Source organism: Shewanella sp. VB17 (assembly GCF_013248905.1).
GTDB lineage: Bacteria > Pseudomonadota > Gammaproteobacteria > Enterobacterales > Shewanellaceae > Shewanella.
The window spans coordinates 3,585,213-3,610,930 of record NZ_JABRVS010000001.1 but is presented as its reverse complement, the minus strand read 5'-3'; the positions used below and the strand labels follow the sequence as shown (position 1 = coordinate 3,610,930).

The window sequence follows — 25,718 nt, the reverse complement described above, 5'->3', positions numbered from 1 at the left end:
GAGTCATGGTTAACAACATCATGATAAATGGGTGTAAAATTTAATTGATATTGATGAGCTGTACGGCAATGTGGAACATGTTACCGACGTTGTTACTGCGACAAATTTGCCCTTTAACGGTGTGCCTTTTGTCGTTATCAGGGTTAAATGTAATGTCAATAAGCGAGCTTACTGTAAAGTTATCTGTGTGTTCGAATAAAATGCCATGTCTGGCGAGGTCGATGCAGGTAGCTTCAGTGCTTTGATGACTTTGACTTTCATCGAGCCAAGCAATTTCAATTTTATTTGCTTGCATATCAACTCTGAGGGAGCTACGTCGTTCATCGTTTTCTGTCATGACACTTCCCTTTTAAAGTTTTACAATTAACTTTTTAAAAATAGCATGTTTTGCAGCTAGTGTACTCATTTTGATATGTTAGGTGGCATCATTTAGCCATAAAAAAGCCATCTTGTACAAGATGGCTTCTATGACACTATTTATTATATCTGTTTGACACTCATTAACGTTTTAGTGCTTCACTCAACAATGGACGTGCTGTTTTCACGATTGCAGAGGTGACTTTAGGGGTACCGGCAATGATGTTGCCAGATTTTAAATAATTGTGGTTACCAGTAAAATCAGTCACTGTGCCACCGGCTTCGCGCACGAGAAGATCGCCAGCAGCAATATCCCAAGGCTTAAGGCCTATTTCGAAGAAACCATCAACGCGACCTGCAGCGACATAGGCAAGATCAAGCGCTGCAGAGCCTGCACGGCGTAAGTCAGCACATTGGGTGAACAGTTCACCAAAAATATTAAGATAAGTGTCAGAATGTTGCTTATTTTTGAATGGAAAACCGGTGGCGATAATCGTTTCGTTAAGCTCGTTTCTTTTAGAGACACGCATGCGATAATCGTTGAATTTAGCGCCTTTACCATGAATGGCTGAAAACAATTCATCGCGGATAGGATCGTATACAACAGCGACTTCTGTTTTACCTTTATATTGCAGTGCAATCGAAACGGCAAAATGAGGAATGCCTCTAACAAAATTGTTAGTGCCATCCAGTGGGTCAATAATCCAAACGTAATCTTTATTTGCGCCTTTATTCTCACCATTTTCTTCACCGACTATGGTGTGATCTGGGTAAGATTTACGGATTTGATAAGTAATGGCAGCTTCAGCCTCAATGTCTACGTTAGTCACGTAGTCATTCATCCCTTTTGCTGTCACTTCGACTTTATCGAGTTCAGCGAAAGCACGTATAATCGTTTGGCCGGCTGCGCGGGCTGCGCGCACGGCAATAGTCTGCATCGGATGCATTACAATCCCCTGGATGTTAAAGAACAGATATAAATAATCGGGCGCATTGTACCTAATCACCCCTTGAAAGCAAGTGATACTTAACACTGCTCCTTGGGGAATATGTGTACATTTGATAAGAGGGCGTGGGAAATACTCACATTAATATTAAAATTTCCCACATGGCTGTGATAATATTCTGTTATGTGTTCCGTTATCAAAATTAAGTAGTTTCATGTTAAGCAATATTCGCGTCGTACTCGTTGGTACATCTCATCCTGGGAACATAGGTTCCACGGCCCGTGCAATGAAAACCATGGGGCTTTCTACGCTGTATCTCGCAGAGCCTCGAGTTGAGCCTGATGGCCATTCGGTGGCATTGGCGGCGGGTGCATCAGATATCCTTAAACACGCGGTAAGAGTAGACAGTGTCGCTGAAGCCATTGCCGATTGCAGCCTCGTGATAGCAACCAGTGCCAGAAGCCGTACGCTAGATTGGCCTATGCTTGAACCAAGAGAAGCCGGTGAAAAGCTGGTCGCTGCAGCTTCAATGGGTGCTGTGGCTATTGTTTTTGGTCGTGAAAACAATGGCTTAACCAATGAGGAACTACAGCGGTGTAATTATCACGTTGCGATCCCTGCTAATCCTGAGTACACCTCATTGAATTTAGCTCAAGCTGTGCAAATTATCTGTTATGAAGCGCGTGTGGCTCACCTTGCTCAGGTTCAACGGGATTTTGAAAAGGCAAAGCCTGCAGATTATGTTGAACCTGTAGATGAGTATCCGTTTGCACAAGAGCGTGAAAATTTTTTTGGTCACCTCGAAGAGACGTTGTTGAATACTGGTTTCATCGTTAAGCAACACCCTGGTCAAGTGATGACGAAATTACGTCGTTTGTTCAGTCGAGCAAGGCTAGAGAAACAAGAGATGAATATTCTTCGTGGTATGCTAACTTCTATTGATAAAAAAATGACGTTAAAAGATAAAAGTAACACATAAGGAGCGCATAACAATGGGAGTGATCGTTAGGCTGAAAGATGATCTAGCCTCAATATATCATCGCGATCCTGCAGCTCGGGGGACGTTAGAAGTATTAATGAACTATCCAGGCATGCACGCGATATGGATCCATCGTGTTAGCCATAAGCTTTGGTTGCGTAAATGGTGGTTACTTTCTCGTTGCTTATCGACGTTTTCTCGTTGGCTAACAGGGGTTGAAATTCATCCTGGGGCCACAATTGGACATCGTTTTTTTATTGATCATGGTATGGGGGTCGTTATCGGTGAAACGGCAGAAATAGGCGATGATTGTACTCTCTACCATGGAGTGACATTAGGTGGCACCACTTGGCAAGCGGGTAAACGTCATCCGACATTAGGAAACAATGTTGTTGTCGGTGCCGGTGCACAAATTTTGGGTCCTATAACCATGCATGATGGGGCTAGGGTCGGTTCTAACTCTGTGGTGGTTAAAGATGTGCCCACAAATAGTACGGTTGTAGGGATCCCTGCTCGCATTGTTTCTACGCCGAACGATGCCAGTAAAGAGCAATCGAAAAGACGCAGTGAAATGGCTAAAAAGTATGGTTTCGATGCCTATGCTGTGTCACCTGACAACCCCGATCCTGTTGCGAGCGCAATTGGGCAAATGTTAGACCATATGAATTTGATGGATTCTAAGGTTCAAGAGGTTTGTCAAGCAGTGCAAACGATGGGTGGAAATGTTTGCACTGATAAGCTTCCTGAATTGGAGGTGGATGATTTCAGTGATGCTGAACTAGCCGCAGCCGAAAAAAGAAAGCAAGCCATTGATGAGTTTGATCCCATTATCTAATCGCAGGATAAATAATGAGAGTGTAATACCTGACTAAAACACTAGGTTAAATACTTGACTAAAACACTCGGGTATGTTTTAATTCAGTTAAGCATTTTTGGGAACTCTGGGTCGCTATGAAACTTACATCGAAAGGTCGATATGCAGTTACTGCAATGTTAGATGTTGCCATGCATTCAAGCTCAGGGCCTATCCCATTGGCAGACATTTCTGAACGTCAAGGCATTTCACTTTCTTATCTCGAACAACTTTTCGCAAAACTCAGAAAACAAGGATTGGTTTCTAGTGTCAGAGGGCCTGGTGGCGGTTACCGTTTAGGTGCTGATGCTGGTGAGATATCGGTAGGTATGGTTGTGCGTGCTGTCGATGAATCTGTTGATGCCACACGTTGTAAGGGGCACGGAAATTGTCAAAATGGGTCTCGTTGTCTTACTCATTCACTTTGGTGGGACTTGAGTACACAGATTTCAGATTTTTTAAATGGTATTAGTCTTGCGGGCTTGATGACCAAAAGAGATGTGCAGTTCATTTCTATAAAACAAGATGAAATACAACAGGAACAAAGAGTAACACTATAAGTTAACTTTGTTATTTATATAATATTTTTTGTACTTTGTTCTACCTTTACAGAAGGTTAGGCTGTACGGAGTGTGTAATGAAGCTTCCTATCTATTTAGATTACGCTGCAACAACGCCGGTTGATCCACGTGTTGCAGAAAAAATGATGCAGTGTATGACAATGGACGGCATTTTTGGTAACCCAGCGTCGCGTTCTCATCGTTACGGTTGGCAAGCTGAAGAAGCGGTTGATATTGCTCGTAATCAAGTTGCCGATCTTATTAACGCAGATCCTCGCGAAATAGTCTTCACTTCTGGTGCAACTGAATCCAATAATTTAGCGATTAAAGGTGTTGCTCACTTCTATCAAAAGAAGGGAAAGCACGTTATTACCAGTAAGACTGAACACAAAGCGGTATTAGATACTTGTCGCCAGCTTGAGCGTGAAGGTTTTGAGGTTACTTATCTTGCACCTGAAGCTAATGGTATTGTTCCGTTAGCTGCGATAGAAGCTGCCATGCGCGAAGATACTGTGCTTGTGAGTATTATGCACGTGAATAATGAAATTGGTGTTATTCATGATATTGATGCTATTGGCGAGCTATGTCGCAATAAAAAAGTTATTTTTCATATTGATGCAGCACAAAGTGCAGGCAAGATCCCCATTGATGTTGAATCGACTAAAGTGGATCTGATCTCTATATCAGCTCACAAAATGTATGGACCGAAAGGCATTGGTGCATTATATGTTCGCCGTAAGCCACGTATTCGCCTTGAAGCGACAATGCACGGTGGTGGACATGAACGCGGTATGCGTAGCGGGACATTAGCGACTCATCAGATTGTTGGTATGGGTGAAGCTGCTGCGATAGCGAAAGCTGATATGGACGCTGATAATACGCGTATTGGTGCTTTACGTGACCGTTTATGGAATGGCGTTAAAGATATTGAAGAAACCTATATTAACGGTGATGTTAATCAGCGTTATTGTGGCAATTTGAATGTCAGTTTCAACTTTGTTGAAGGTGAGTCTTTGATGATGGCACTTAAAGACCTTGCTGTTTCATCAGGTTCGGCGTGTACATCTGCCAGTTTGGAGCCTAGCTACATACTTCGAGCACTAGGCTTAAATGATGAGATGGCACATAGCTCAATTCGATTCTCTATTGGACGTTTTACAACCGAAGAAGAAATTGATCACGCAATTGAAACAATTAATAAATCGATTGATGGTTTACGCGAGATGTCTCCTCTTTGGGAGATGTTTAAAGATGGTATCGACCTTGAACAGGTTCAATGGGCGCACCATTAATCCGTTTATTAATCATTAGAATATTGGAGCAGTATCATGGCATATAGCGAAAAAGTACTTGATCACTATGAAAACCCACGTAATGTTGGTTCTTTCGATAAAAATGATCCATCAGTTGTTACGGGTATGGTCGGTGCACCAGCTTGTGGTGATGTAATGAAACTTCAACTTAAGATTGGCTCAGATGGCGTGATCCAAGATGCTAAGTTTAAGACATACGGTTGCGGCAGTGCAATAGCCTCAAGTTCGCTTGTCACTGAGTGGGTAAAAGGCAAGACAATTGAAGAAGCTGCTGAGATTAAAAATACGGATATTGCAGAAGAGCTTGCATTGCCACCAGTGAAAATTCACTGTTCTATTTTGGCCGAAGATGCAATTAAAGCCGCTATTGACGATTATAAGTCAAAGCACGCTAAGTAATTTTCGGAGTTAACATGGCTATTTCAATGACCCCCGCTGCTGCTGAACGTGTTAAAGGCTTTCTAGATAGCCGTGGGAAGGGAATTGGCTTACGATTAGCGCTCAAAACATCAGGGTGTTCTGGGATGGCTTACATCATAGAATTTGTTGATGATTTGAACGCTGATGATGAAGTCTATAACATTGATGGTGTGAACATTATTATCGATGCGAAAAGTTTTATTTATCTTCAGGGTATTGAGCTAGATTTTGTTAAAGAAGGACTCAATGAAGGTTTTCAGTTTAACAACCCCAATGCAAAAGGGGAGTGTGGCTGTGGTGAAAGCTTCACGGTCTAACAATCTAAAGAATTAAACCATGAACTATTTTGAGTTGTTTAGTTTGACGCCAACCTATCATATCGACACTGTCTTACTTGCAGAACGCTATCGCGAACTGCAAAAGACGGTTCATCCCGACAAGTTTGCGAATGCGAGTGAGCAAGATAAGCGTATTGCAGTCCAACGGGCTGCGCATGTTAACGATGGATTCACGACATTAAAGGATCCATTATTAAGGGCGGAATACATGCTTAGCTTACACGGTATAGAAATGAGGCATGAGTCGACAACGATTAAAGATACTCAGTTTTTGATGCAGCAGATAGAATGGCGCGAAGCGCTTGAAGATATTGCTGACAGCACGGATGTGGATGTGTGTATCTCGCAATTGAATGAATCATTTAGTACCTATGCTAAGCATATCGAAACAGAGTTGAGTGACTTACTATCTAGTCTTTCTGATGATGATTTATGTAAAGCCACCGATCTTGTTCGTAAGCTTAAATTTATGGTGAAGCTACGCACTGAGCTTGAACGTATCGAAGATGCGTTATTTGACTAATTAACCATGTCATAGTATTAATCATTTTTTGATTAGCCTTTTACCTTTTGCTAATTTTTAGGTTGGAATTTTATGGCCCTATTGCAGATCGCAGAGCCTGGACAGAGTGCTGCTCCACACCAACGACGACTCGCCGTTGGTATTGATTTAGGCACGACTAACTCTTTAGTTGCCGCTGTTCGCAGTGGCGTTGCTAACACCTTACCCGACGATAAAGGGCATCATTCTTTGCCTTCTGTTGTTAGGTACACAGCAGCGAATATTGACGTTGGTGTTGATGCAGAATTACATTCTGCTCAGGACCCACAAAATACCATCATGTCAGTGAAACGCTTCATGGGGCGAAGTCTGAGTGATATTCAATCTGGTGTTCAAGATTTACCTTATCAACTTGAGAGTAGCGAGAATGGTTTGCCGTTGTTTGTGACTAAACAAGGTAAGGTTAATCCAATCCAGGTTTCTGCTGAAATTTTGAAACCATTAATTTCTCGTGCAGAAAAAACCTTAGCGGGTGAGTTAGAAGGCGTAGTGATCACGGTGCCTGCATATTTTGACGACGCTCAACGTCAAGGGACGAAAGATGCCGCTGGCTTGTTAGGCGTTAAAGTGCTTAGATTATTGAACGAACCAACTGCAGCTGCCATCGCTTATGGTTTAGATTCTGCTCAAGAAGGGATTATTGCAATCTATGATCTTGGTGGCGGAACATTTGATATATCTATTTTACGCTTGCACAAAGGGGTTTTCGAAGTATTAGCCACTGGTGGCGATTCTGCGTTGGGTGGAGATGATTTTGATCATTTGTTGCATCATTATTTGTCAAATCAATGGCAACTTGATTCTGTGTCAGCAACATTAAGTCGGCAACTTTTGATTGAGTCTAGAAAGGTAAAAGAAACCCTAACGAGCCATGATCATGCCATTGCGATATTGAATTTGGCCGATGGTACTCAGTTAAGCCATAAAATCACTAAATCAACATTTGAGACGTTAATCCAGCCGTTGGTTAAAAAAACCGTGAGCAGTTGTCGACGAGCACTTCGCGATGCAGGCATAAAAATCGAAGAAGTGTTAGACATTGTGATGGTCGGGGGCTCTACACGTGTGCCGCTAGTACGAGAGAAGGTTGAAGATTTTTTTGAGAAGAAACCTTTAACGTCAATCGATCCTGATAGAGTCGTGGCCATTGGCGCTGCGATCCAAGCCGACATTCTTGTGGGTAACACACCAGAATCTGATTTATTACTGCTTGATGTGCTTCCTTTGTCATTAGGTATTGAGACAATGGGAGGGCTCGTTGAGAAAGTCGTATCACGAAACACGACAATCCCTGTCGCTAAAGCACAGGAGTTTACCACCTTTAAAGATGGTCAAACTGCAATGGCATTTCATGTGGTGCAAGGAGAACGTGAACTGGTTGATGACTGCCGCTCTTTAGCGAGGTTTACCCTTAAAGGGATCCCGCCTTTGGCTGCGGGTGCTGCACATATTCGTGTGACCTTTCAAGTTGATGCTGATGGCTTGTTAAGCGTGACTGCCATGGAAAAGTCGACGGGAGTTCAATCAAGTATTCAAGTTAAACCGTCTTTCGGTTTAACCGATGAAGAGATTGGCGCTATGCTCAAAGACTCTATGGCTCATGGCAAAGAAGACATCATTAGACGCATGCTTGCAGAGCAAAAAGTAGAGGCGGCTAGAGTGCTAGAAACCTTAAATGCTGCACTGCAAAAAGATTCAGCACTCTTGTCTGAAGATGAACGTAGTTTGATTGAGCAAGCGATGGCAAGGTTGGCAACAATAAGTCGTCAAGATGACGCTGACGCAATAGCGAAAGCGATTGAAGTTGTTGATGCGAGTACACAAGATTTTGCAGCCAAGCGCATGGATAATTCAATCCGATTGGCATTAACAGGCCAATCCGTTGACAGTATTTAACGGGTAATCAATAGGTAAATAAGATGCCACAAATAGTATTCCTACCTCACGAAGAGTTGTGTCCAGATGGCGCTGTAGTTGAAGCGGCAGAAGGTGAAACGGTATTAAATGTTGCTCTACGCAATGGTATTCACATAGAACATGCGTGTGAGAAATCTTGTGCATGCACAACATGCCATGTGATCATAAGAGAAGGGTTTGATGTACTTGAACAAAGTGATGAATTAGAAGATGACATGCTAGATAAAGCATGGGGCCTGGAGCCTGAGAGCCGTCTTTCATGTCAGTCACGGGTACCAAGTACTGATCTTGTTGTCGATATTCCTAAGTACACCATCAATATGGTGAGTGAAGGGCATTAGTTTATAGTTTGTTTAGGTAATTAATTATATAATTGATAAATAAGATAATATTCTCATAATTTACCAATCCCATCGTCTATTTACTTTTAAAAAAGGGTAATAACTTAATTGTTATTACCCTTTTTTACATCCGTCGAGCGTCGATAGTGTGACAGATGGATTCAGTTTCCCCCTATCATTACCAACGGGATGATTAATGACCTAGTGTGATCAGTAACACTTTCTAGTGGCTAAGTGAAGCATCTCTGTGCGTGAGTTCTGCTTATTATAAACAGCTGCTTTGTAAGTCTCAGATTTCAATTATAAAAAAGCTCGTATAAAAAAAACACAATTAAAGTTTACAAATACGCAAAGTATGCTACCAAGTGTTGATTAAATGTTTTTATTGTGGTCTTATCTGTTCTTGGTGAGTAGTTTGATAGTGTTTTATGAATACTTAGCTGCTACCCCATTAAAATAACAATATAAAATAACAATGAAGGTTCAGGGAGAACAAGATGTATAACAATAATCTCATCGCTAAATCGGTGCGCTTCGCATTAATGAGTGGGGTAGGGGCTGCTGCGCTAGCCACGCCAGTCGTGCTCGCTGCTGAAGAGTCAGTAGCAGTCGAAAGAATTACGGTCACAGGGTCTGCGATTAAGCGTACAGATCTTGAAGGTGCGCTGCCTATCACAGTGATCTCAAGGGCTGATATTGATAGATCTGGTGTTACTTCTGTTCCAGATTTAATTGCAACACTTCCATCTATGCAAGGCTTTACTACATCATCAGACTCTGTTGGTGGCGGAGGTGGTGGCATTCAGTCTGCTTCATTACGTGGTTTAGGTGACCAATATACTTTGGTATTATTAAATGGCCGCAGAATGGCATCTGCAGATACTGGTGGGGTTATTGATCTTAATCAAATACCTCTTTCTGCGATAAAGCGAGTGGAAGTATTGATGGATGGTGCTTCTGCTTTGTATGGTTCTGATGCTATTGCTGGTGTTGTTAACTTTATTTTGAAAGATGATCTTCAAGAAACAACATTTGATTTTCGCGGTGATAAACCACAAGAACAAGGTGGAGAAAGTTACAGTTTTAGCTTAAGCAGTGGTTTCGGTGATATTGCCTCTGATGGCTTTAACCTGATGTTTGCAGTGAGTCATGATAAGCAAGAAGCTCTTAAATCTACAGATCGTGACTTTGCTGAGACAGGTATTTTTGATTTTTCTCATAATGATACTGATTATACTTTTGTTAAAGGTTCAACAAACGCTGGTCCTGCCAACGCTTATTTGAACTTCTTGCAATATAATACAGACGGTAGTGTTAAAAAGGTGGAAATAAAAGATGAGGAAGGTAATGGGACCGGAAAATTTAAGCCGGTTACCACGCCTCGTGAGTTTAATCCATTTAGAGAAGAAAATGGTCAATGTGGTACAGATAGTGCACCTCAAGGTTCAGTGTGTACATATGATTACACAAGTACACTAGAAATAAACCCTGAAAGTAGCCGTGACAATGTTTTTGTACAAGGGATTGTTGAAATTAATGATTCAGTTGAGCTTTATTCAAGTGCAGCTTGGTCTTCATTCCAAATGACAACAAGGGTTGCGCCTTATCCAACGGGGGATTTTTCACTTGATCCTACAACTGAGTTAGTGGCTAATCAAATTTTACCTTATTTAACGGCAGATGAAGCGGCTCAATTAGCCGTTGATCCTAATTATTTACATAGTGTTGAAGCTGCTTGGCGTGTACTACCTGGCGGTAATCGTACCGACGAATGGGATACTGAAACGATCAATTTTACTACTGGTTTACGTGGTGAGTTGAGTGAAATCAACTATGATGTTGCAGTCACCTATGCGGGTGCAGCACGTGATCAAAATCGTATTACTGGTTACCCGATTGAATCGACCTTTTTACCATTGATCAAATCTGGTGATATCAATGTATTTGATGAATTTGCTAGTTTAACAGATGAACAAAACCAAATGGTAAAAGATACCATGTATAATGGTGGCTGGGAGAGTACTGACACAAGTCTACTTTCTTTTGAAGGTACAGCCTCTACAATGGTTGCTGAACTTCCTGCTGGAGATATGTATATGGCTATGGGGGGGGATTATCGTGAGCAAGAGTTTACACGCCGTCGTTCGCAAGCTAACTCGGATGCTATCATCCTGTTTGAAGCCCCCACTAATGAATTTGATTTATCTCGTGAAACCTACGGCATGTTTGTAGAGGCTATTGTTCCTGTATGGGATACTTTAGAAATAACTGCTGCTCTACGCTATGACAGTATTGGTGCAGTTACCGATCATGATCGTGATGGCCTTGTAGTTAATGATGATGTTGATGATACAACATATAAAATAAGTGCTTCGTACCGGCCAAATGATGCATGGTTATTAAGGGCTTCAATGGGAACGGGCTTTAAAGCGGCAACAATGAAGCAAATAGGTTCGCCACGTGAAGACTTTGGTGTGACATCGGGTAACTATGTATGTCCAACCGGTTTAAGGGCTGAATTGGTTCCCTTATGTAAATCTGGAAGCACTCAATATCAAGTATGGCAAGCAGGTAATTCAGATTTACAACCTGAAACATCAGAACAAATGTCAGTAGGTTTTGTTTATGCACCGACTAATGACTTTAGTTTTGGCTTAGATTATTGGAGTGTGGATCTTGAAAATCAAGTAACCCGTTTAACTCAAGCTCAAATTTTTAGTGATGCAGTTAAATATGATCAATATTTCACCACGAAACCCAATCGAGGTACAGGTAAGAATGATTTAGCTATTACTCAAGCTGCTGTTAATGTAGGAAAGTCTGAAAATAGCGGTATAGATTGGGCGTTGAACATGATCACCGAATTTAGCTTTGGTGACTTAAAATCTTCATTTACAGGAACTTACATTACTGAAAGTAAGAGTTTACGTGCAGGGACAACAGATCAGTGGGATAGTAGCTTAGGTCGATTTGGTATCGATGATAACGTTATATTTGATGTTCAAGCGGCGTTTAATAATACGTTAACCATGGGGGATTTTGCACATTCGCTCAATGTTACTTATAGAAGCGGTTATGAAGATCAGCTTAAAGAATCGTCTAGTAAATTGGTTCGTTTAGGTAATGATATATCTGAAGTTGCACCAGATATACAGCTGTATGTACCGTCGTATTGGAAAGTTGATTATCTAACGAGTTATGACATCAATAAGAATGCACAAGTCGTTTTTGGTATTACCAATTTATTTGATAAACAACCACCATTATCATTACGTACATCAGGAGCTGGACACCAAGTTGGCTTCGATCCTCGTTATACTGATGTTAAAGGTCGTACATTCTATCTCAGTGGTAGTTATACCTTTTAACTTACTATGCTAATAAGACTTTTGAATGTCTGCAGAAGTCTTATTTTTATGTTTTTCATTAGGCATATTATCTTGAATCAGCATACCGCAGCGATGGCTTTATAATTTCTTATCGTTTATCAGGTGGTGTGAATAACTTTTTAGACGAAGATGCACCTTATTATTCGGGGAATCATGACTCGAATACCGATCCATACACTTATGATTTAGTCGGTCGCTACTTCTTTGTTAGGGCAAGTATGAAGTTCTAAGTTTGTGTTAAGTCATTTATAAAACATTGACGCAAGATAATGCCAGTAAGCCATGCTTACTGGCATTTTTTGTTTGCCCAGCGAAGCTGGCAAACCCAGCAGGTTGAAAGAAACCTGTATCACCCTGACTAAGGGGAAGATAATCCGAATGGCAAGGGCGTTGCTGGCTAACGGCATGGTCTGAAGGAAGCCATAGGAAGTGAGGTGTACACAACTAACCGTAACCTGTTTCGGCACTATTGGTGGGTGAGCGTGCAAAATAGCGCGAAGCCCAATACTTAGTCAGACTAATAGTGTGTTTGAGGGTGGAATACCTTATAGGGAGCCAGTGCAGTAACTGGGGAAGCCTGGCATCAGTTCCAGTGATAAGGGCTGGAGGCATTATCCCAAGAGGTGACTCAAGGGAAATGTTGGTGTGAGGTGGCAGATGAATCCGTAGTAGTGAGTAAGGCTCGGCCTGTGAAGCCCAGTAATGGTGTGGAGGATAAAACCAAGCTGACCATCAGCATCAAGTCTGGTGGAGTATTAAGTTGCCAAAAGCGCTTAATATTGCGAAGGGAGAAAGCGTGCTTTAAGTCTGTAATGAGCAGATGTTTTTTTTCAGAGTTACACAAGTCGATTCGCTATCGAAGTCTTTTTGAACTGGTCACCTTAGGAGTAAGGCTCTGGCTTAAGAAACTGTACAAGGGAGTAGTTTTGTCACTGTTTAGTAGATTGCCATTGCGCTAGAACGCTAAGCAACAAAGTGAAATAGACCGACTTTGAGGAAGTCATATCCGTCCCCATACAGCACACATGTGAGGAATATGCGAGTTTATCACAGTTTATACGGGCAACTTCTGAGTAAAGAGAAGCTGTATAAAGGATTTAGAAGAGTGTGGAAAGCCAAAGGCGCGGCCGGCATAGACAGGCAGAGCCTAAGCGACTTCGCCTCAAATCTGAGTGATAACCTCGATCAACTTCTTCATGAACTCAGCACTAAGCAATATCAAGCTCAGCCAGTCAGGCGGGTTGAGATCCCCAAAGAGGATGGCGGCGTGAGATTGCTTGGTATTCCAACTATTAGGGATAGAGTCGTTCAACAACCCCTAAACGATCTACTTAGCCCCATCTTTGAAGAGCAATTTCACCCGTCAAGCTACGGCTATAGGCCAAGGCGAAGTTGTCACGATGCGATCAACAAAGCGACATTGTTTATGCGTCGGTACGAGCTTAAACATGTAGTGGATATGGACTTGTCAAAGTGTTTCGATAAATTAGACCACGGGCTAATCTTATCAAGCATCGAAAAGCGAGTTAGTGATGGTAGCGTGCTAAAGCTGCTCGTTCAGTTTTTGAAAAGTGGTGTGATGGTAGATGGGCACAAGCAAGCGACAGAAGTAGGGAGTCCGCAAGGTGGTGTAATAAGCCCACTGATAGCGAATATCTATCTGGATGCGTTTGATCAAGAGATGAAAAAACGGGGTCACAGAATAGTGCGCTACGCAGACGATATCTTGATTTTATGTCGCAGCCGAGCAGGGGCAGAAAATGCACTCAAGCAGGCGAAGAAGATACTGGAAGTCGAGTTAAAGCTTGAGGTAAACTCGCGTAAAACCCACATAGCAGACAGCAATGAAGGTGTGAAGTTTTTTAGGAGTGGAGATAGGTAGTCGATACACACGTATCGAGCCGAAGAAACTAGCAGGGTTTAAATCGAAGCTAAAACAGATGACAAAGCGCAATGGTGGTAAACCATTAAGCGAAGTGATCAAAGCGGTGAATCCTATTTTAAGAGGGTTCAGTCAGTATTTTCGGATAGCGAATGCGAATAGGGAGTTCGAGAAAATAGCAAGCTGGCTAAGGCGTAGGTTGAGGAGCGTCCAACTGAAGCTGTGGAAAACGCCACAGCGACTTCACAGACGGTTGAAGCAGATGGGGTATAAGCCCCCGTTTAAATCAATCAAGATGAACAGTTGGCGTAACTCACAGAGTCCGTTAGCAAACTATGCGCTGCCCAATAAATGGTTTGATAGCTCAGGGTTAGTGAATCTTGGACATGTAAAAACGGGATATGTGTTCAGCGCAAAGCTGAGTTAAGTATGCAGGAGCCGTATACGAGGTCCGTACGTACGGTTCTGTGAGAGGGATGAGGCGGTAACGCCTCACCCTACTCGATATGCTCGTCTATTTATGATAATAGCAAAGCGACAAGGGTGTTAAGTTTTTGTTATTAATTTGTTGTAAAAATATTTTTATTGTGTTCTTATCTGTTTTTAATGGGTCGTGAGTATCTATTTTTAAGGGCTTTATTGTTGATTTTGAGATAAAGCAAACTAAAACAGAGTTCAGGGAGAGCATTATGCATAAGAGTCATTTGATCGCTAAATCAATACGTATCGCACTGATTGGCGGTGTTACCGCGGCTACCTTTGCTGCACCGGTTGTTGTCGCGGCAGAGACAGGAATTGCAGAAGTTGAACGAATAACAGTGACAGGATCTGCGATTAAGCGTACCGATCTTGAAGGTGCATTGCCTATTACCGTTATTTCTAGGGCTGATATCGATCGTTCGGGTGTGACAAATACTGCCGAATTAGTACAACAACTTCCTTCTATGCAAGGCTTTACGACATCTTCTGATTCAGTGGGTGGCGATGGTGGTGGTACTCAAACAGCATCGATACATAATTTAGGTGAAGAGTACACTTTAGTGTTGATAAACGGTCGACGATTAGCACCAGCTGACTCTGGTAGCAGTATTGACGTTAGCTCTATTCCTATTTCGGCAATTGAGCGTGTTGAAGTATTAACAGATGGTGCCTCAGCTTTATATGGCTCAGATGCCATTGCGGGAGTTGTTAATTTCATTATGAAAGAAAACTTCCAAGGGTTTAGTGTTAATGCAAGGTATGACAAACCTGAAGAGGATGGTGGCTCAGGCTATGACGTTGGTTTCACTACTGGTTTTGGTGATATAGATACTGACGGATTTAATGTTATGCTTTCATATAGCCACAATGATAGAGAGCAGTTAAAAGCAACTGACAGAGATTATGCTAGCTCAGGAATTATTCCTTTTAATAATAATGATAGAGATCTGTATTTTTTCAATGGCTCTCCTAATGCTATACCGGCTAATGCGAGGGTGAGGTATGATACTGGTGTTGTCGATCCTGTAACGGGCGATAATGTCATCAATTCCAGAACGTTTAACCCCTATGCTGCTGAAAACGTAAATTGTGCTGTGAATAACTCAGCGATTGGTGAAGAATGTTTTTTTGATTATACGACTACAATTGAAATCGTTCCTGAATCAGTACGTGACAGCGTATTTTTAAGCGGACAAGTCGAATTAACAGATGACTTGCGTCTGTTTGCTGATGCTTCGGTATCAAAATTTAAAATGACTACTCGTATTGCTCCATATCCAACGGGTTATTTTAATTTACCCAGTCAAGGTTCATCTTTGGTCAATAATTATGTTGTTCCTTATTTGACCGCTCCAGAACGCGCCGCCTATGATACCGGTGATTTAGATGTACAGGCACGATGGAGAGCACTTCCAGCAGGTAACAGAACCACAGAATGGGATACCCTGTCGACTCAGCTAGTTGCCGGATTAGAAGGCGGGTTTGGTGATTTTGAATATTCAGGTGCCTTGACTTATTCATCGAATGATTCAGATGAAAATTATCCTTCAGGTTGGTTACTTAGAGAGCCATTTGTTGAAGCTGTAAGCGCTGGTAATATCAATGTTTTTGTTCCTAATTCAGAATTTGATGACGCTTCGCAAGCTGCATTAGAAAGCACAATTTTTAGCGGTAATTGGGAGTCGACAAAAGTTGAAGTTACTGGTGTTGATTTTAGAGGCTCTATGCCTGTTTTTTCAATGAGTGGTGGTGATGCATATATCGCTGCTGGTTTTGATTACCGTCAGACGCAGTACACAAGTACATTATCAGAAGCTCAACAAAATGCAGCTATCTTATTTCTAAGTGCTGGGAGCCCTTATGATCTTGAACGTGATAATTATGGTGTGTTTACCGAGATTTCTTTACCCATTATTGACGATTTAGAGGTCACTGGTTCACTGCGTTATGATGGTATTAGTGGAGTTGATGATAATCTTTTTGGCGAAAAATTAAGTGGCGATCTTAATGACACCACTTATAAAATTAGTGCCCGTTACCAAGCAACGGAAAGTTTATTATTAAGAGCTTCCTATGGTACTGGTTTCAAGGCTCCTTCAATGCTGCAAATTGGACAATCTAGGGCTGAATTCGGTGTCACAGGGGGGAAATATAGTTGCCCATTCCCGAGTAGTGATCCTTTAGCCCAATATTGTTTAACGGGTGCGTCTCAATATAGTATATTTAGAGAAGGCGATGCTGATTTAAAGCCTGAGACATCTACGCAATATACTGTTGGTTTTATGTTCGCGCCTAGTAGCGACTTTTCTTTCGGGCTAGATTATTGGAACGTTGAGATGGAAGATGTTGTTACCCGCTTAACCGAAAGTCAGATATTTGCCGATCCTGTTCTATATCGTGATTTATTTACAACTAAAACAAACTTAGCGACCAACGAAGAAGAGCTTGCGATCATTCAGGCTGCCGTCAATGTTGGTAAAACAAGTAACAGTGGAATAGATTGGACGACGGTTCTAATTAATGATTTAGGTTGGGGAGAATTATATACCAATTTTTCAGGTACATATATGATTGAAAGTGATCGCAGTGTACCGGGTAGCCCTGATGAAATGACAAATAGCATGGGACGCTTTGGTGATGATAATGGGGTGACTTTCAGAGTTATTGCTAAGATTTCTGCAACACTGACCCATGATGATTTTGCACATACTGTCACTGCAAATTATAAGTCTGGTTATCAAGATCAATTTCAATCAGCCGATGATTGTGCGGTAACTAAAGTCGATGCATTTGGTGATTGTGTTGATGTTCAACTGAATGTGCCCTCCTACACTAAAATCGATTACCAGTCAAAATACTTTGTGATAGATAATATGTCTATTACCTTTGGGATTAATAATTTATTTGATGTGGAGCCAAGCTTATCATTACGTACTGGTGGTGCGGGTCATCAGGTGGGTTTCGATCCTCGTTATGCTGATGCATATGGCCGTACATATTACCTACAAGGTGATTATACTTTCTAAAATAAATCGGTATTGACAAAAAAACCGCTAATGACTGTTAGCGGTTTTTTGTATGCTTGTTTGAAGTTTCTGTTGAGTTGTTAAATGTAACCATAAAAGCTTAGTTATCGATTTTTTTATGTGCTTCATGGGTTGTATTACTTTGTTGATAGTCTTTAATGTGGTGGGCATTAAGTGTATTTTGAACAGTCTAACTTTATTTATTATTTGGGGATAAAACCATTATGTGAGTTGTCATATTCTAGTATTTGTGCATTTTATGGCGTTTATACTTAGCTTTTTCAATCATGAGTTGTGACTAGTATGTTATTTTTGTTTCTGAATTTGTTTTTGGTTTAATCTTTTTATTTTCATGTGTTTATCTGTGTTTTTGTTGTTTCACATGATTTTTATGTTAATTGATTATTTATGCAATGAACTAAAATTTTTTCTTTTGTTATATTTACCCTTATTAAGGTTTTTTTTTGCTTGTTATAGACGGTCTCAAATGTTGACACAGGTCAACATTTTGTGAAATGATGCCAGCGGTGCTACGCCTCAGAGGTTGTAGGAAATAAGATAATAATTAACAATCACAAGTGAAAGACAAACTTAAACATTAGGCATTCATGCAACGATAAGCTGAAACCTATGTTGCGAATAAGTTAAAACCTTTAATATTACTTCAAATTGGTTGGGAACTATGTCCAAGGTAAGAAATAAAACAAAAATCGCGACTGCGATCATAGGCGTATTTGCCTTAGCCAGCAGCCATTTAGTCATGGCAGATGCACTTTCTGATGTTCAGAAGGCAGACAGTAAGATTCATGCAGAAGCTGCTACATCTCAAACTAAAGTTGACAAATACTTTGACGAAGCTCAAGACATGGTATTTGAGTACGGATCTGTTGCTGATGAACGTGAATCGCTTAAATCGTATAATGATTACGTAGCAGGTCTGGTCGCGGATCAAGAAGCAACGATGAAATCTATTCAGGGTGATATCAATGGTGTTGATACGCTACGACAAGGTGTTGTGCCATTAATGTTTAAAATGGTAGATGCCTTAGAGCAGTTTGTTGCCCTTGATTTGCCATTTAATACAGAAACACGTATTGAACGTGTTAACAACCTTAAAGCACTGCTAAACAGCGCAGAAGTCACCTTAGCTGAAAAATATCGACTGATTCTTGATGCCTACAGCATCGAGCGTGAGTACGGTGGTTTTATTGCAGTAAAAACGGGCCAACTTGAATTAGACGGTAACGAGGCTTTGGTTGATTTCTTTAACTTAGGTCGCGTTGCCCTTTATGCACAGAGTTTAGATGGAAAATCTGCTTGGATGTATAACGATGAAACTAAGGGATGGGATCCATTAGAAGATACTTATTTGCGCGAAATTACTAAAGGTATTCGTATTGCCCGTAAACAAGGTGCCCCCGATCTATTCTCGTTACCCATTCCTGCTGCGGAGGTTGCACAATAATGAAGAAGTTAATTACCACCGTAATGGTTGCTGCGACGTTAGCTTTGTCTTCTGGTATTGCCAGCGCTGCAGATGCGCCTAAGTCAATAGATCAGTTGCTTAAGCAAGTTCAAACCGATCGTGCTAATGCGTCTAAAAGCAACAAAAAACGTGAACAAGAATTTAGAAATGAGCGTGGCGATAAAGCGAAAATCCTTAAAAAAGAAAAAAATGCGCTAGCCGCAGAAAGAAAACGAGGTAAAGAATTAAGTCAATCTTTTCTTGACAACGAGCGCAAAATCGCTCAATTAGAAGAAGATCTCAAAACAGCACAAGGTGACTTGGGTGAAATGTTTGGTGTCGTTAAAGGCGATGCTGGTGATTTTGCTGGTAAACTCGCGGCGTCTAATATCTCTGCCCAGTATCCTGGTCGTGATGTGTTTATTGCTGAATTGGGTGCGCGTAAGCAGTTACCAAAAATTACTGAGCTTGAGCGTTTTTGGGAAGAACAATTATTTGAAATGGTTGAATCTGGCAAAGTAGTTAAATTTGATGCTGCTGTAACGGATATCGACGGCAGTGTTGCGAATACAACCATTACTCGTGTTGGTCCGTTTAACCTGTTAGCTGATGGGAAATATGTTGTTTATAATGCTGATTTAGGTCTTATTCAGCAATTGTCACAGCAACCTGATGGCTACCAGCTAAAAACAGTTGCTCCTTTTGAGGCAGCCACTTCAGGCGTTTCTAAGCTTTATATTGATCCTGTTAAAGGCGTTCTGTTGAACATCTTTACGCAAAAAGCGACGATTGAAGAGCGTATTGAAGCCGGTGGTACCATTGGTTATATCATTATTACGTTATTGATACTCGGTGCGATTATCTCAGTTGAGCGTCTGGTTACATTGGGCCTTGTTGGCGCTAAAGTGAAGAGTCAACGTAAAAATCTTGATAATCCAGGTAACAACGCATTAGGTCGTGTTCTGCAAGCATACCATGACAATAAAGAGGCTGATGTTGAAACACTTGAGCTGAAGCTTGATGAAGCTATTTTGAAAGAAACGCCAGCGTTAGAAACGCGTATTTCAATTATCAAGGTACTCGCTGCTATCGCACCTATGATGGGGCTACTCGGTACTGTAACCGGTATGATTGCCACCTTCCAAAGTATTCAGCTATTTGGTACCGGAGATCCTAAGCTGATGGCGGGTGGGATTTCTATGGCGCTGATGACGACGGTTCAAGGGCTGGTTGCGGCATTGCCTCTGATGCTGATGCACGCGATAGTGATTGCACGCAGTAAATCTATTGTACAAGTGCTTGAAGAGCAAAGTGCGGGTATGATTGCTTCACATGCAGAGAAGAGGAAAGCCTAATGTTATTCCTGATGGATATCTGGGATTCCGTCAGGGGCTTCATGGCCTCCGGAGGCGACGTTCTCTGGTTAGTCGCGGGTGTATTGTTTGTCATGTGGGTATTGATGCTTGAGCGCTACTGGTATCTTAATTGGATATCACCACAAGCGCATAAAGCAATCATAGCTGCATGGGAAGCGCGAGAGGATTCAACCTCTTGGTATGCACACCGCATCCGTGAAGCTTGGGTATCCCAAGCGAAGCAAGATTTAACGGCACATATGCTGATAATCAAAACCTTAGTGGCTATTTGTCCAATGATAGGCCTGCTAGGAACCGTTACCGGTATGATATCAGTATTTGATGTGATGGCAGTTCATGGTACGAGTAATGCTCGCATGATGGCAGCTGGTATTTCAATGGCAACAATGCCGACGATGGCAGGAATGGTTGCTGCGTTATCGGGGGTATTTTTCAGCACCCGTTTGGACGCTAAAATGAAAATCAGTTTAGCTAAGCTAAAAGACAGCTTGCCAAACCACTAGAGAGAGATTGAATATGGCACGTAGAAAGCATTCAAGCATAGACGAGGAAGCAGAAATTGATATGACACCGATGCTAGACATCGTGTTTATCATGCTGATTTTCTTTATTGTAACAACATCGTTTGTTAAACCTTCAGGCCTTGACTATAACAAACCAGAAGCATCACAAGCGACGAAAAAGCCTTCAGCTAACATTTTTATCGGTGTCAGTAAAACGGGCGTTATCATGATGGAAAATCGTCAAGTAGATATTGAGCGGGTCACTGCAAACGTTGAGCGTATGCTTGCAGAAGCACCAGAAGCTGCAGTACTTATCCAAGCCGATCAAGATGCTAGGCATGGTTTAGTGGTTAAAGTTTTGGATAACGTGAAAGCAGCGGGTATCGATAAAATTTCAGTATCGGCGGGGAACGAATAATATGCTAAGAGGAATAGTATCACTGATAGTCGGTGCTGCTGTGACTTTTGCTCTGTTTGTTTTCATGGCCTTTTTGGTAGGTGGTGGTCCAACCCGCCATGATGCCTCGACAGAAAGTCCTGTCATTGAAATTACCATGAACAAAGATGATGCATCAGCACAGAAAAAGCCTAGGGTTAAACCTAAGCCACCAACACCGCCAGAACAGCCGCCTAAGCCAGATACGACGCCACCAGACATGTCATCTGATATAGATACTAATATGTCATTTAACATGGGAGGTGTGGCCGCTGGTGGGGCAAATACGGGATTTAAGCTCGGTAATATGATGACTCGTGATGGTGATGCGACTCCTATCGTACGTATTGAGCCTCAATATCCGATATCGGCAGCACGTGACGGTAAAGAAGGTTGGGTACAGCTAAGCTTCACGATTAACGAACTCGGCGGTGTTGAGGATGTGAAAGTTATTAAAGCTGAGCCTAAGCGTATTTTTGATAGGGAAGCTAAACGGGCGCTGAAAAAATGGAAATACAAGCCAAAAATTATTGATGGTAAAGCCCTTAGAGTGCCAGGGAATACGGTCCAGTTAGAGTTTACCTTAGATAAGGGAGGCAAATAAAAATGATGAACATTAGTGTTAAGACAACGACTATCGCAGCGGCTTTATTCTTCTCTCTTGCGGGAAATCTAGCCATCGTACCAATAGTCAATGCGGCTGATAAGTGTCCTATTGAAGCGCGTAAGTCGAAAGCCGTCGGCCAAAGTGTTGCAAAAAAAGTGGGTAAATCGTTTAAGGCTTATCAAGATGGTGATGTCGATGAAGCTATCGCCATTTTACTTGAAGCTAATGCTAAGCATGATTTTGATAAAGCCTATGTTAACCGTATGTTGGGTAACTTTTACGCTGAAAAATCTCAAATGGATACCGCGATTAAGTACCTAAAAAAAGCGGTTGACGCTGATATTTTAGGGGGCGTTGATCACGCTGCTACTGTGCGTTTATATGCTGATCTGTTGATTCAGGAGAAGAACTTCAAAGAGTCGATACCTCAATATTATCGGTGGATGGCGTTTACTTGTAAAGAAGACGCTCAAGTTTATCGCCGTATTGGTATTGCTTATTCTGAACAGAAAAATTGGAATAAAGTCCTTGAAGTTGCCAATAAAGGGTTAGCGATTTCTGATAAGCCCGATAAAGGCTTGTATCAGATGAAGCTAACAGCTTACTTCAATCAAAAGAAGTATCCTGAAGCGATTGCAGTGTTAGAGACCATGGTGCCACTTTTTCAAGATGATAAACGTCTTTGGGTGCAGTTAGCCCAGTTTTATCTGATGACTGAAAAATACACTAAATCTTTAGCCACTTACGATTTAGCCTATAAGAATGGATTTTTAGAGACGTCGGGTAATATTACGCGTTTGGCTCAGCTGCTGTCACAAAAAGGGTCACCTTACCGTGCAGCAAAAATCTATGAAAAACATATGAAGTCAGGGTTAATAAAAAAGGATGAAAAGGCGTTTGCTATTTTAGCTGGTTTTTATCATAACGCTAAGGAGCTGACAGAAGCTGCGTTGTATTATGGTAAGGCTGCCGATGTTAGCAGCAATGGTAAATATTACTTGAGACAGGGACGTATCTTATCCCTTGATGGTCAATATAAACCAGCGATTGTAGCACTCAAAAAGTCACTTGATGCAGGGATTGATCATCCTGGTGAGGCACAGTTTGAGTTAGCGTTAGCTTATCTTGGTTTAAAACAATATAAGTCAGCTTATTCACGAGCAACATTGGCTGCGAATGATAAGAAGACTGCCCGTTCGGCTAAGAGCTACCTTTCTTATATTAAAGAGAAAGCACGTGTACATAATGTGACACTATAATCTAGTGGGACCACGTAAAAAGCCCCGTAAGGGGCTTTTTACTTTGTAATATCAATGCAGCGCATAAAGCCATGAGTGGGAGTGCTTATTACCATTTTCTTAGTTCAATATGTTTGTTTTGTTCAAGCTCTAATTCATGAGTCAGCTGCTCTACATCTTTAAATAGCAGCTCGATATTAAGATCTTGCTCTGGTACGCACAAGCATCCTGCCAGTTCATAATCTACATGGCTGGTATGCTGCTTACCGTAATTTAAATTAAATTGTTCTATTTTTTCTTCGATACGATGTAGCACTAATTTAGTGCCATCTTCATCGATATTAAATAACCCTAAAGCAAAGCTATCGCCATTAAGTCTGGCTACGAGATCCGTGGTTCTGAGAATGGCTTCTTGAACTTCTTTCATGAAAAATTCAAGTAAATGAGGCTCTTTAACGGTTTCGTGTATGTGCGGACACAGATACAATAATGCCAAACTTTGATGATCTCGTATATGACGATGCCATTCACGGTTAAATACTTCCATAAAGTAAGTTTGGTTATAGACGCCAGTTTCAGGATCTCTGAATCCTGAGTTACGAAATGAATAGATCATGAGTTAACTCCTTTCCCATACTGACACCTATTTTAGGGGGGCAATAGGACGATAAATAGTATCTTTGCTAAGTAAGTATAGAAAATATCAAGCATTTGCACAGAATAAGAGGAAGAAGAGATCCATGAAGAAAACTTTACTGGCACTATCAATAGGCCTAGCTGTTAGCCTAACAGCTTGTTCTGATAGTGAAAAAAACCTACAAAAGCCAATAATAACGACAGCGAATACTGCACAAAAAATAGATCTTAATACGTCGAATAAATTGGGTACTCAAAGAGAAAATCAAGCTTATCAGACCTTGGTTGACCAGTTTTTTAAAGATGACTTAAGGCTTGATCCTATTTACGCTACTTTTGTTGGGGTTAATGAGTATAACGATCAATTTGGCGGAGACTTAACCGATGAGTATCTAAAAGCACGTCATGATTTAAATACGGGGTATCTTAAGCGAGTAAGGGATATCGATCGTAGTCATCTGTCTTCAGCATTACAACTGAGCTATGACATGTTTACTTACGACAGAAATATCGCACTGGTAGATGAGACTTTTCCTGCTCGTTTTATGCCGATGGATCAGTTTAATAGTACTGTATTTAGTATGATCCAGCTTGGCAGTGGAGAAAGTGCTCAGCCTTTTAATACCGTAAAAGACTATCAAAACTGGATGTCACGTCTTTCTGGTTTCATACTTTGGACTCAGCGGGCTCAGTCAAGAATGGATGAAGGCATTCGCAGTAAAGTGGTATTACCTCGTGTGCTGGTTGAACGAATAATCCCACAGTTAACCGTTTTACTTGTGAAAAACCCAGTAGACAGTCTTTTTTATGCACCGATTAATCACCTACCTAAAAGCTTTACTCAAGCACAAAAAGATGAGTTAACCGCGCAATATAAAAAATTGATAAAGGATGAGTTGTTACCTGCACTTGTTTCGTTAACAGACTACTTTACTGTGACCTATTTACCTGTTGCTAGGGGAACGGACGGTTGGTGGGGTCTACCCAATGGTAAGGTCTGGTATCAGCATCTTGCCAATTTGCATACGACGACAGATTTATCTGTTGATGAAATCCACCAAATAGGGTTAAGTGAAGTCAAGCGTATCTTGACAGAGATGGATAAGGTGCGCGAACAAGTAAAATTTAAAGGTGATTTAAACGCATTTTTTGCATCTTTATCTTCAGAACCACAGTATTTTTTTACCCATGGCCAAGAGTTAATTGATGGTTACATGGGCATTAAAGATAAAATTAATGCAGCGCTTCCTAAATATTTTAATGTGATGCCAAAGGCTGATTATATGGTTAAGCCTGTGGAAAGTTTTCGTGAACAATCAGCCGCAGGTGCATCTTATGAAGGGCCTGCTGTTGATGGCTCTCGCCCAGGGGTATTTTATATTAATACCTATAATTTGAAAGCCCAGCCTAAATGGGGAATGACAACGCTCTCTTTACATGAAGCGGCGCCGGGTCATCATTTTCAAATTTCGATTAAGCAAGAGCTAACAAATGTACCAGATTTTCAACGTTTTGGTGAGTACACAGCATTCGAAGAAGGCTGGGCATTGTATGCTGAATACTTAGGCATTGAAATGGGATTATTGAAGGACCCATACCAATATTTCGGTAAATTATCTGATGAAATGCTAAGGGCAATGCGTTTAGTTGTTGATACAGGATTACATGTCAAGGGCTGGACCCGTGAGCAAGCTATCCAATATATGGAGGATAATTCACCCATGGCCAAATCTGATATTATTGCTGAAGTTGAGCGCTATATGGCGATGCCGGGACAAGCTTTGTCTTATAAAGTGGGGCAGTTAAAGATACTCTCTTTAAGGGCTGAAGCCGAACATGCACTGGGAGATAAATTTGATCTAAAAAACTTTCATGATCAAATCCTCACATCAGGATCTTTGCCTATGTCAGTCATGGAATCAAAAATTCATCTTTGGATTGAAAATCAACAATAATGGTTATTGGGACTGTAAATAAGCAGTGCTCAATGATATAACACTGTTTAAATCAGATTTTTATCAATATACTGTCTGGATTTATTTTTTATACCACAGATTTACTCCATGGTTCTTGGAGCAAATATTTAACGCTAG

Annotated in this window: 24 protein-coding genes; 20 read left to right on the top strand and 4 right to left on the bottom strand. The window is 41.3% G+C overall.

Annotated elements, in window-relative coordinates; translation table 11 throughout:
• Positions 1 to 40: 40 nt before the first annotated feature.
• Together HQQ94_RS15550 and suhB are read right to left on the bottom strand one after the other, a co-directional pair.
• Positions 41 to 337 carry a PilZ domain-containing protein gene (locus HQQ94_RS15550; RefSeq protein ID WP_173295276.1) on the bottom strand — a complete coding sequence of 99 codons (297 nt, stop codon included), beginning with the start codon at positions 335 to 337 and terminating at the stop codon, positions 41 to 43.
• Positions 338 to 500: 163 nt separating this feature from the next.
• Entirely contained in the window at positions 501 to 1,304 is an 804-nt protein-coding gene (suhB, locus tag HQQ94_RS15545; protein ID WP_173295275.1) for an inositol-1-monophosphatase, read from the bottom strand.
• A 214-nt stretch (positions 1,305 to 1,518) separates the two neighbouring features.
• Between suhB and trmJ the strand changes: the two genes are divergently transcribed.
• The 10 genes from trmJ to HQQ94_RS15495 all read left to right on the top strand — a co-directional run bounded on the left by trmJ (position 1,519) and on the right by HQQ94_RS15495 (position 11,955).
• The gene (gene trmJ, locus HQQ94_RS15540) at positions 1,519 to 2,283 is read left to right on the top strand and encodes a tRNA (cytosine(32)/uridine(32)-2'-O)-methyltransferase TrmJ (RefSeq protein ID WP_173295274.1); all 765 of its coding nucleotides are present in this window, start codon (positions 1,519 to 1,521) and stop codon (positions 2,281 to 2,283) included.
• A 13-nt stretch (positions 2,284 to 2,296) separates the two neighbouring features.
• Complete coding sequence (cysE, locus tag HQQ94_RS15535) at positions 2,297 to 3,118, top strand: serine O-acetyltransferase (protein ID WP_173295273.1); 822 nt, start codon at positions 2,297 to 2,299, stop codon at positions 3,116 to 3,118.
• A gap of 116 nt (positions 3,119 to 3,234) precedes the next feature.
• The gene (iscR, locus tag HQQ94_RS15530) at positions 3,235 to 3,696 is read left to right on the top strand and encodes a Fe-S cluster assembly transcriptional regulator IscR (protein WP_173295272.1); all 462 of its coding nucleotides are present in this window, start codon (positions 3,235 to 3,237) and stop codon (positions 3,694 to 3,696) included.
• 77 nt (positions 3,697 to 3,773) lie between these two features.
• Positions 3,774 to 4,988: an IscS subfamily cysteine desulfurase gene (locus HQQ94_RS15525; protein WP_173295271.1), complete on the top strand. Its 1,215-nt coding sequence runs from the start codon at positions 3,774 to 3,776 to the stop codon at positions 4,986 to 4,988.
• A 36-nt stretch (positions 4,989 to 5,024) separates the two neighbouring features.
• The gene (gene iscU / locus HQQ94_RS15520; protein ID WP_173295270.1) at positions 5,025 to 5,408 is read left to right on the top strand and encodes a Fe-S cluster assembly scaffold IscU; all 384 of its coding nucleotides are present in this window, start codon (positions 5,025 to 5,027) and stop codon (positions 5,406 to 5,408) included.
• A gap of 14 nt (positions 5,409 to 5,422) precedes the next feature.
• Positions 5,423 to 5,746 (top strand): iron-sulfur cluster assembly protein IscA, encoded by a 324-nt coding sequence (iscA, locus tag HQQ94_RS15515; protein WP_173295269.1) that lies wholly within the window; start codon positions 5,423 to 5,425, stop codon positions 5,744 to 5,746.
• A 19-nt stretch (positions 5,747 to 5,765) separates the two neighbouring features.
• The gene (gene hscB / locus HQQ94_RS15510) at positions 5,766 to 6,290 is read left to right on the top strand and encodes a co-chaperone HscB (protein ID WP_173295268.1); all 525 of its coding nucleotides are present in this window, start codon (positions 5,766 to 5,768) and stop codon (positions 6,288 to 6,290) included.
• 72 nt (positions 6,291 to 6,362) lie between these two features.
• Positions 6,363 to 8,225, top strand: a complete 1,863-nt coding sequence (gene hscA / locus HQQ94_RS15505; RefSeq protein ID WP_173295267.1) for a Fe-S protein assembly chaperone HscA — start codon at positions 6,363 to 6,365, stop codon at positions 8,223 to 8,225.
• Between the two features lie 23 nt (positions 8,226 to 8,248).
• A complete protein-coding gene (gene fdx / locus HQQ94_RS15500) occupies positions 8,249 to 8,587 on the top strand; it encodes an ISC system 2Fe-2S type ferredoxin (RefSeq protein WP_173295266.1) in 339 nt (112 codons plus the stop codon).
• A gap of 497 nt (positions 8,588 to 9,084) precedes the next feature.
• The gene (locus tag HQQ94_RS15495; protein ID WP_173295265.1) at positions 9,085 to 11,955 is read left to right on the top strand and encodes a TonB-dependent receptor; all 2,871 of its coding nucleotides are present in this window, start codon (positions 9,085 to 9,087) and stop codon (positions 11,953 to 11,955) included.
• Positions 11,956 to 12,222: 267 nt separating this feature from the next.
• On the opposite strand, the gene HQQ94_RS15490 is transcribed toward HQQ94_RS15495, so the two are convergent.
• Entirely contained in the window at positions 12,223 to 12,420 is a 198-nt protein-coding gene (locus HQQ94_RS15490; RefSeq protein WP_173295264.1) for a hypothetical protein, read from the bottom strand.
• Positions 12,421 to 13,012: 592 nt separating this feature from the next.
• Here HQQ94_RS15490 and ltrA point away from each other — a divergent pair.
• From ltrA to HQQ94_RS15450, 9 genes are all read left to right on the top strand, one after another.
• The gene (gene ltrA, locus HQQ94_RS15485) at positions 13,013 to 13,858 is read left to right on the top strand and encodes a group II intron reverse transcriptase/maturase (RefSeq protein ID WP_254304076.1); all 846 of its coding nucleotides are present in this window, start codon (positions 13,013 to 13,015) and stop codon (positions 13,856 to 13,858) included.
• Between the two features lie 58 nt (positions 13,859 to 13,916).
• Positions 13,917 to 14,285: a group II intron maturase-specific domain-containing protein gene (locus HQQ94_RS22615; protein WP_254304075.1), complete on the top strand. Its 369-nt coding sequence runs from the start codon at positions 13,917 to 13,919 to the stop codon at positions 14,283 to 14,285.
• 262 nt (positions 14,286 to 14,547) lie between these two features.
• Positions 14,548 to 17,364 (top strand): TonB-dependent receptor, encoded by a 2,817-nt coding sequence (locus HQQ94_RS15480; RefSeq protein WP_173295263.1) that lies wholly within the window; start codon positions 14,548 to 14,550, stop codon positions 17,362 to 17,364.
• A gap of 682 nt (positions 17,365 to 18,046) precedes the next feature.
• Positions 18,047 to 18,829, top strand: a complete 783-nt coding sequence (locus HQQ94_RS15475) for a DUF3450 domain-containing protein (protein WP_173295262.1) — start codon at positions 18,047 to 18,049, stop codon at positions 18,827 to 18,829.
• A complete protein-coding gene (locus HQQ94_RS15470) occupies positions 18,829 to 20,184 on the top strand; it encodes a MotA/TolQ/ExbB proton channel family protein (RefSeq protein ID WP_173295261.1) in 1,356 nt (451 codons plus the stop codon). Before HQQ94_RS15475 ends, HQQ94_RS15470 begins: the two co-directional genes overlap by 1 nt.
• Positions 20,184 to 20,708, top strand: a complete 525-nt coding sequence (locus HQQ94_RS15465; RefSeq protein WP_173295260.1) for a MotA/TolQ/ExbB proton channel family protein — start codon at positions 20,184 to 20,186, stop codon at positions 20,706 to 20,708. The genes HQQ94_RS15470 and HQQ94_RS15465 overlap by 1 nt, the downstream gene beginning before the upstream one ends.
• A 13-nt stretch (positions 20,709 to 20,721) precedes the next feature.
• Positions 20,722 to 21,126: a biopolymer transporter ExbD gene (locus HQQ94_RS15460; protein ID WP_173295259.1), complete on the top strand. Its 405-nt coding sequence runs from the start codon at positions 20,722 to 20,724 to the stop codon at positions 21,124 to 21,126.
• 1 nt (position 21,127) lies between these two features.
• Positions 21,128 to 21,748 carry an energy transducer TonB gene (locus tag HQQ94_RS15455; RefSeq protein ID WP_173295258.1) on the top strand — a complete coding sequence of 207 codons (621 nt, stop codon included), beginning with the start codon at positions 21,128 to 21,130 and terminating at the stop codon, positions 21,746 to 21,748.
• A gap of 2 nt (positions 21,749 to 21,750) precedes the next feature.
• Entirely contained in the window at positions 21,751 to 23,010 is a 1,260-nt protein-coding gene (locus HQQ94_RS15450) for a tetratricopeptide repeat protein (RefSeq protein WP_173295257.1), read from the top strand.
• A gap of 88 nt (positions 23,011 to 23,098) precedes the next feature.
• On the opposite strand, the gene HQQ94_RS15445 is transcribed toward HQQ94_RS15450, so the two are convergent.
• Positions 23,099 to 23,605, bottom strand: coding sequence for a diguanylate cyclase domain-containing protein (locus HQQ94_RS15445; RefSeq protein WP_173295256.1), 507 nt, complete (start codon positions 23,603 to 23,605; stop codon positions 23,099 to 23,101).
• Positions 23,606 to 23,729: 124 nt separating this feature from the next.
• On the opposite strand from HQQ94_RS15445, the gene HQQ94_RS15440 reads away from it, so the two are divergent.
• Positions 23,730 to 25,580: a DUF885 family protein gene (locus tag HQQ94_RS15440; RefSeq protein ID WP_173295254.1), complete on the top strand. Its 1,851-nt coding sequence runs from the start codon at positions 23,730 to 23,732 to the stop codon at positions 25,578 to 25,580.
• The last annotated feature ends 138 nt before the right edge of the window (positions 25,581 to 25,718 follow it).

Bases quoted from the DNA above. Each gene is read 5' to 3' on its own strand.
- suhB (WP_173295275.1), bottom strand. From the start codon at position 1,304: ATGCATCCGATGCAGACTATTGCCGTGCGCGCAGCCCGCGCAGCCGGC.
- hscB (WP_173295268.1), top strand. From the start codon at position 5,766: ATGAACTATTTTGAGTTGTTTAGTTTGACGCCAACCTATCATATCGAC.
- HQQ94_RS15460 (WP_173295259.1), top strand. From the start codon at position 20,722: ATGGCACGTAGAAAGCATTCAAGCATAGACGAGGAAGCAGAAATTGAT.
- hscA (WP_173295267.1), top strand. From the start codon at position 6,363: ATGGCCCTATTGCAGATCGCAGAGCCTGGACAGAGTGCTGCTCCACAC.
- HQQ94_RS15525 (WP_173295271.1), top strand. From the start codon at position 3,774: ATGAAGCTTCCTATCTATTTAGATTACGCTGCAACAACGCCGGTTGAT.
- HQQ94_RS15465 (WP_173295260.1), top strand. From the start codon at position 20,184: ATGTTATTCCTGATGGATATCTGGGATTCCGTCAGGGGCTTCATGGCC.
- HQQ94_RS15450 (WP_173295257.1), top strand. From the start codon at position 21,751: ATGATGAACATTAGTGTTAAGACAACGACTATCGCAGCGGCTTTATTC.
- HQQ94_RS15550 (WP_173295276.1), bottom strand. From the start codon at position 337: ATGACAGAAAACGATGAACGACGTAGCTCCCTCAGAGTTGATATGCAA.
- HQQ94_RS15495 (WP_173295265.1), top strand. From the start codon at position 9,085: ATGTATAACAATAATCTCATCGCTAAATCGGTGCGCTTCGCATTAATG.
- fdx (WP_173295266.1), top strand. From the start codon at position 8,249: ATGCCACAAATAGTATTCCTACCTCACGAAGAGTTGTGTCCAGATGGC.
- HQQ94_RS15445 (WP_173295256.1), bottom strand. From the start codon at position 23,605: ATGATCTATTCATTTCGTAACTCAGGATTCAGAGATCCTGAAACTGGC.
- iscA (WP_173295269.1), top strand. From the start codon at position 5,423: ATGGCTATTTCAATGACCCCCGCTGCTGCTGAACGTGTTAAAGGCTTT.
- iscU (WP_173295270.1), top strand. From the start codon at position 5,025: ATGGCATATAGCGAAAAAGTACTTGATCACTATGAAAACCCACGTAAT.
- iscR (WP_173295272.1), top strand. From the start codon at position 3,235: ATGAAACTTACATCGAAAGGTCGATATGCAGTTACTGCAATGTTAGAT.
- cysE (WP_173295273.1), top strand. From the start codon at position 2,297: ATGGGAGTGATCGTTAGGCTGAAAGATGATCTAGCCTCAATATATCAT.
- trmJ (WP_173295274.1), top strand. From the start codon at position 1,519: ATGTTAAGCAATATTCGCGTCGTACTCGTTGGTACATCTCATCCTGGG.
- HQQ94_RS15455 (WP_173295258.1), top strand. From the start codon at position 21,128: ATGCTAAGAGGAATAGTATCACTGATAGTCGGTGCTGCTGTGACTTTT.
- ltrA (WP_254304076.1), top strand. From the start codon at position 13,013: ATGCGAGTTTATCACAGTTTATACGGGCAACTTCTGAGTAAAGAGAAG.
- HQQ94_RS22615 (WP_254304075.1), top strand. From the start codon at position 13,917: ATGACAAAGCGCAATGGTGGTAAACCATTAAGCGAAGTGATCAAAGCG.
- HQQ94_RS15480 (WP_173295263.1), top strand. From the start codon at position 14,548: ATGCATAAGAGTCATTTGATCGCTAAATCAATACGTATCGCACTGATT.
- HQQ94_RS15475 (WP_173295262.1), top strand. From the start codon at position 18,047: ATGTCCAAGGTAAGAAATAAAACAAAAATCGCGACTGCGATCATAGGC.
- HQQ94_RS15440 (WP_173295254.1), top strand. From the start codon at position 23,730: ATGAAGAAAACTTTACTGGCACTATCAATAGGCCTAGCTGTTAGCCTA.
- HQQ94_RS15470 (WP_173295261.1), top strand. From the start codon at position 18,829: ATGAAGAAGTTAATTACCACCGTAATGGTTGCTGCGACGTTAGCTTTG.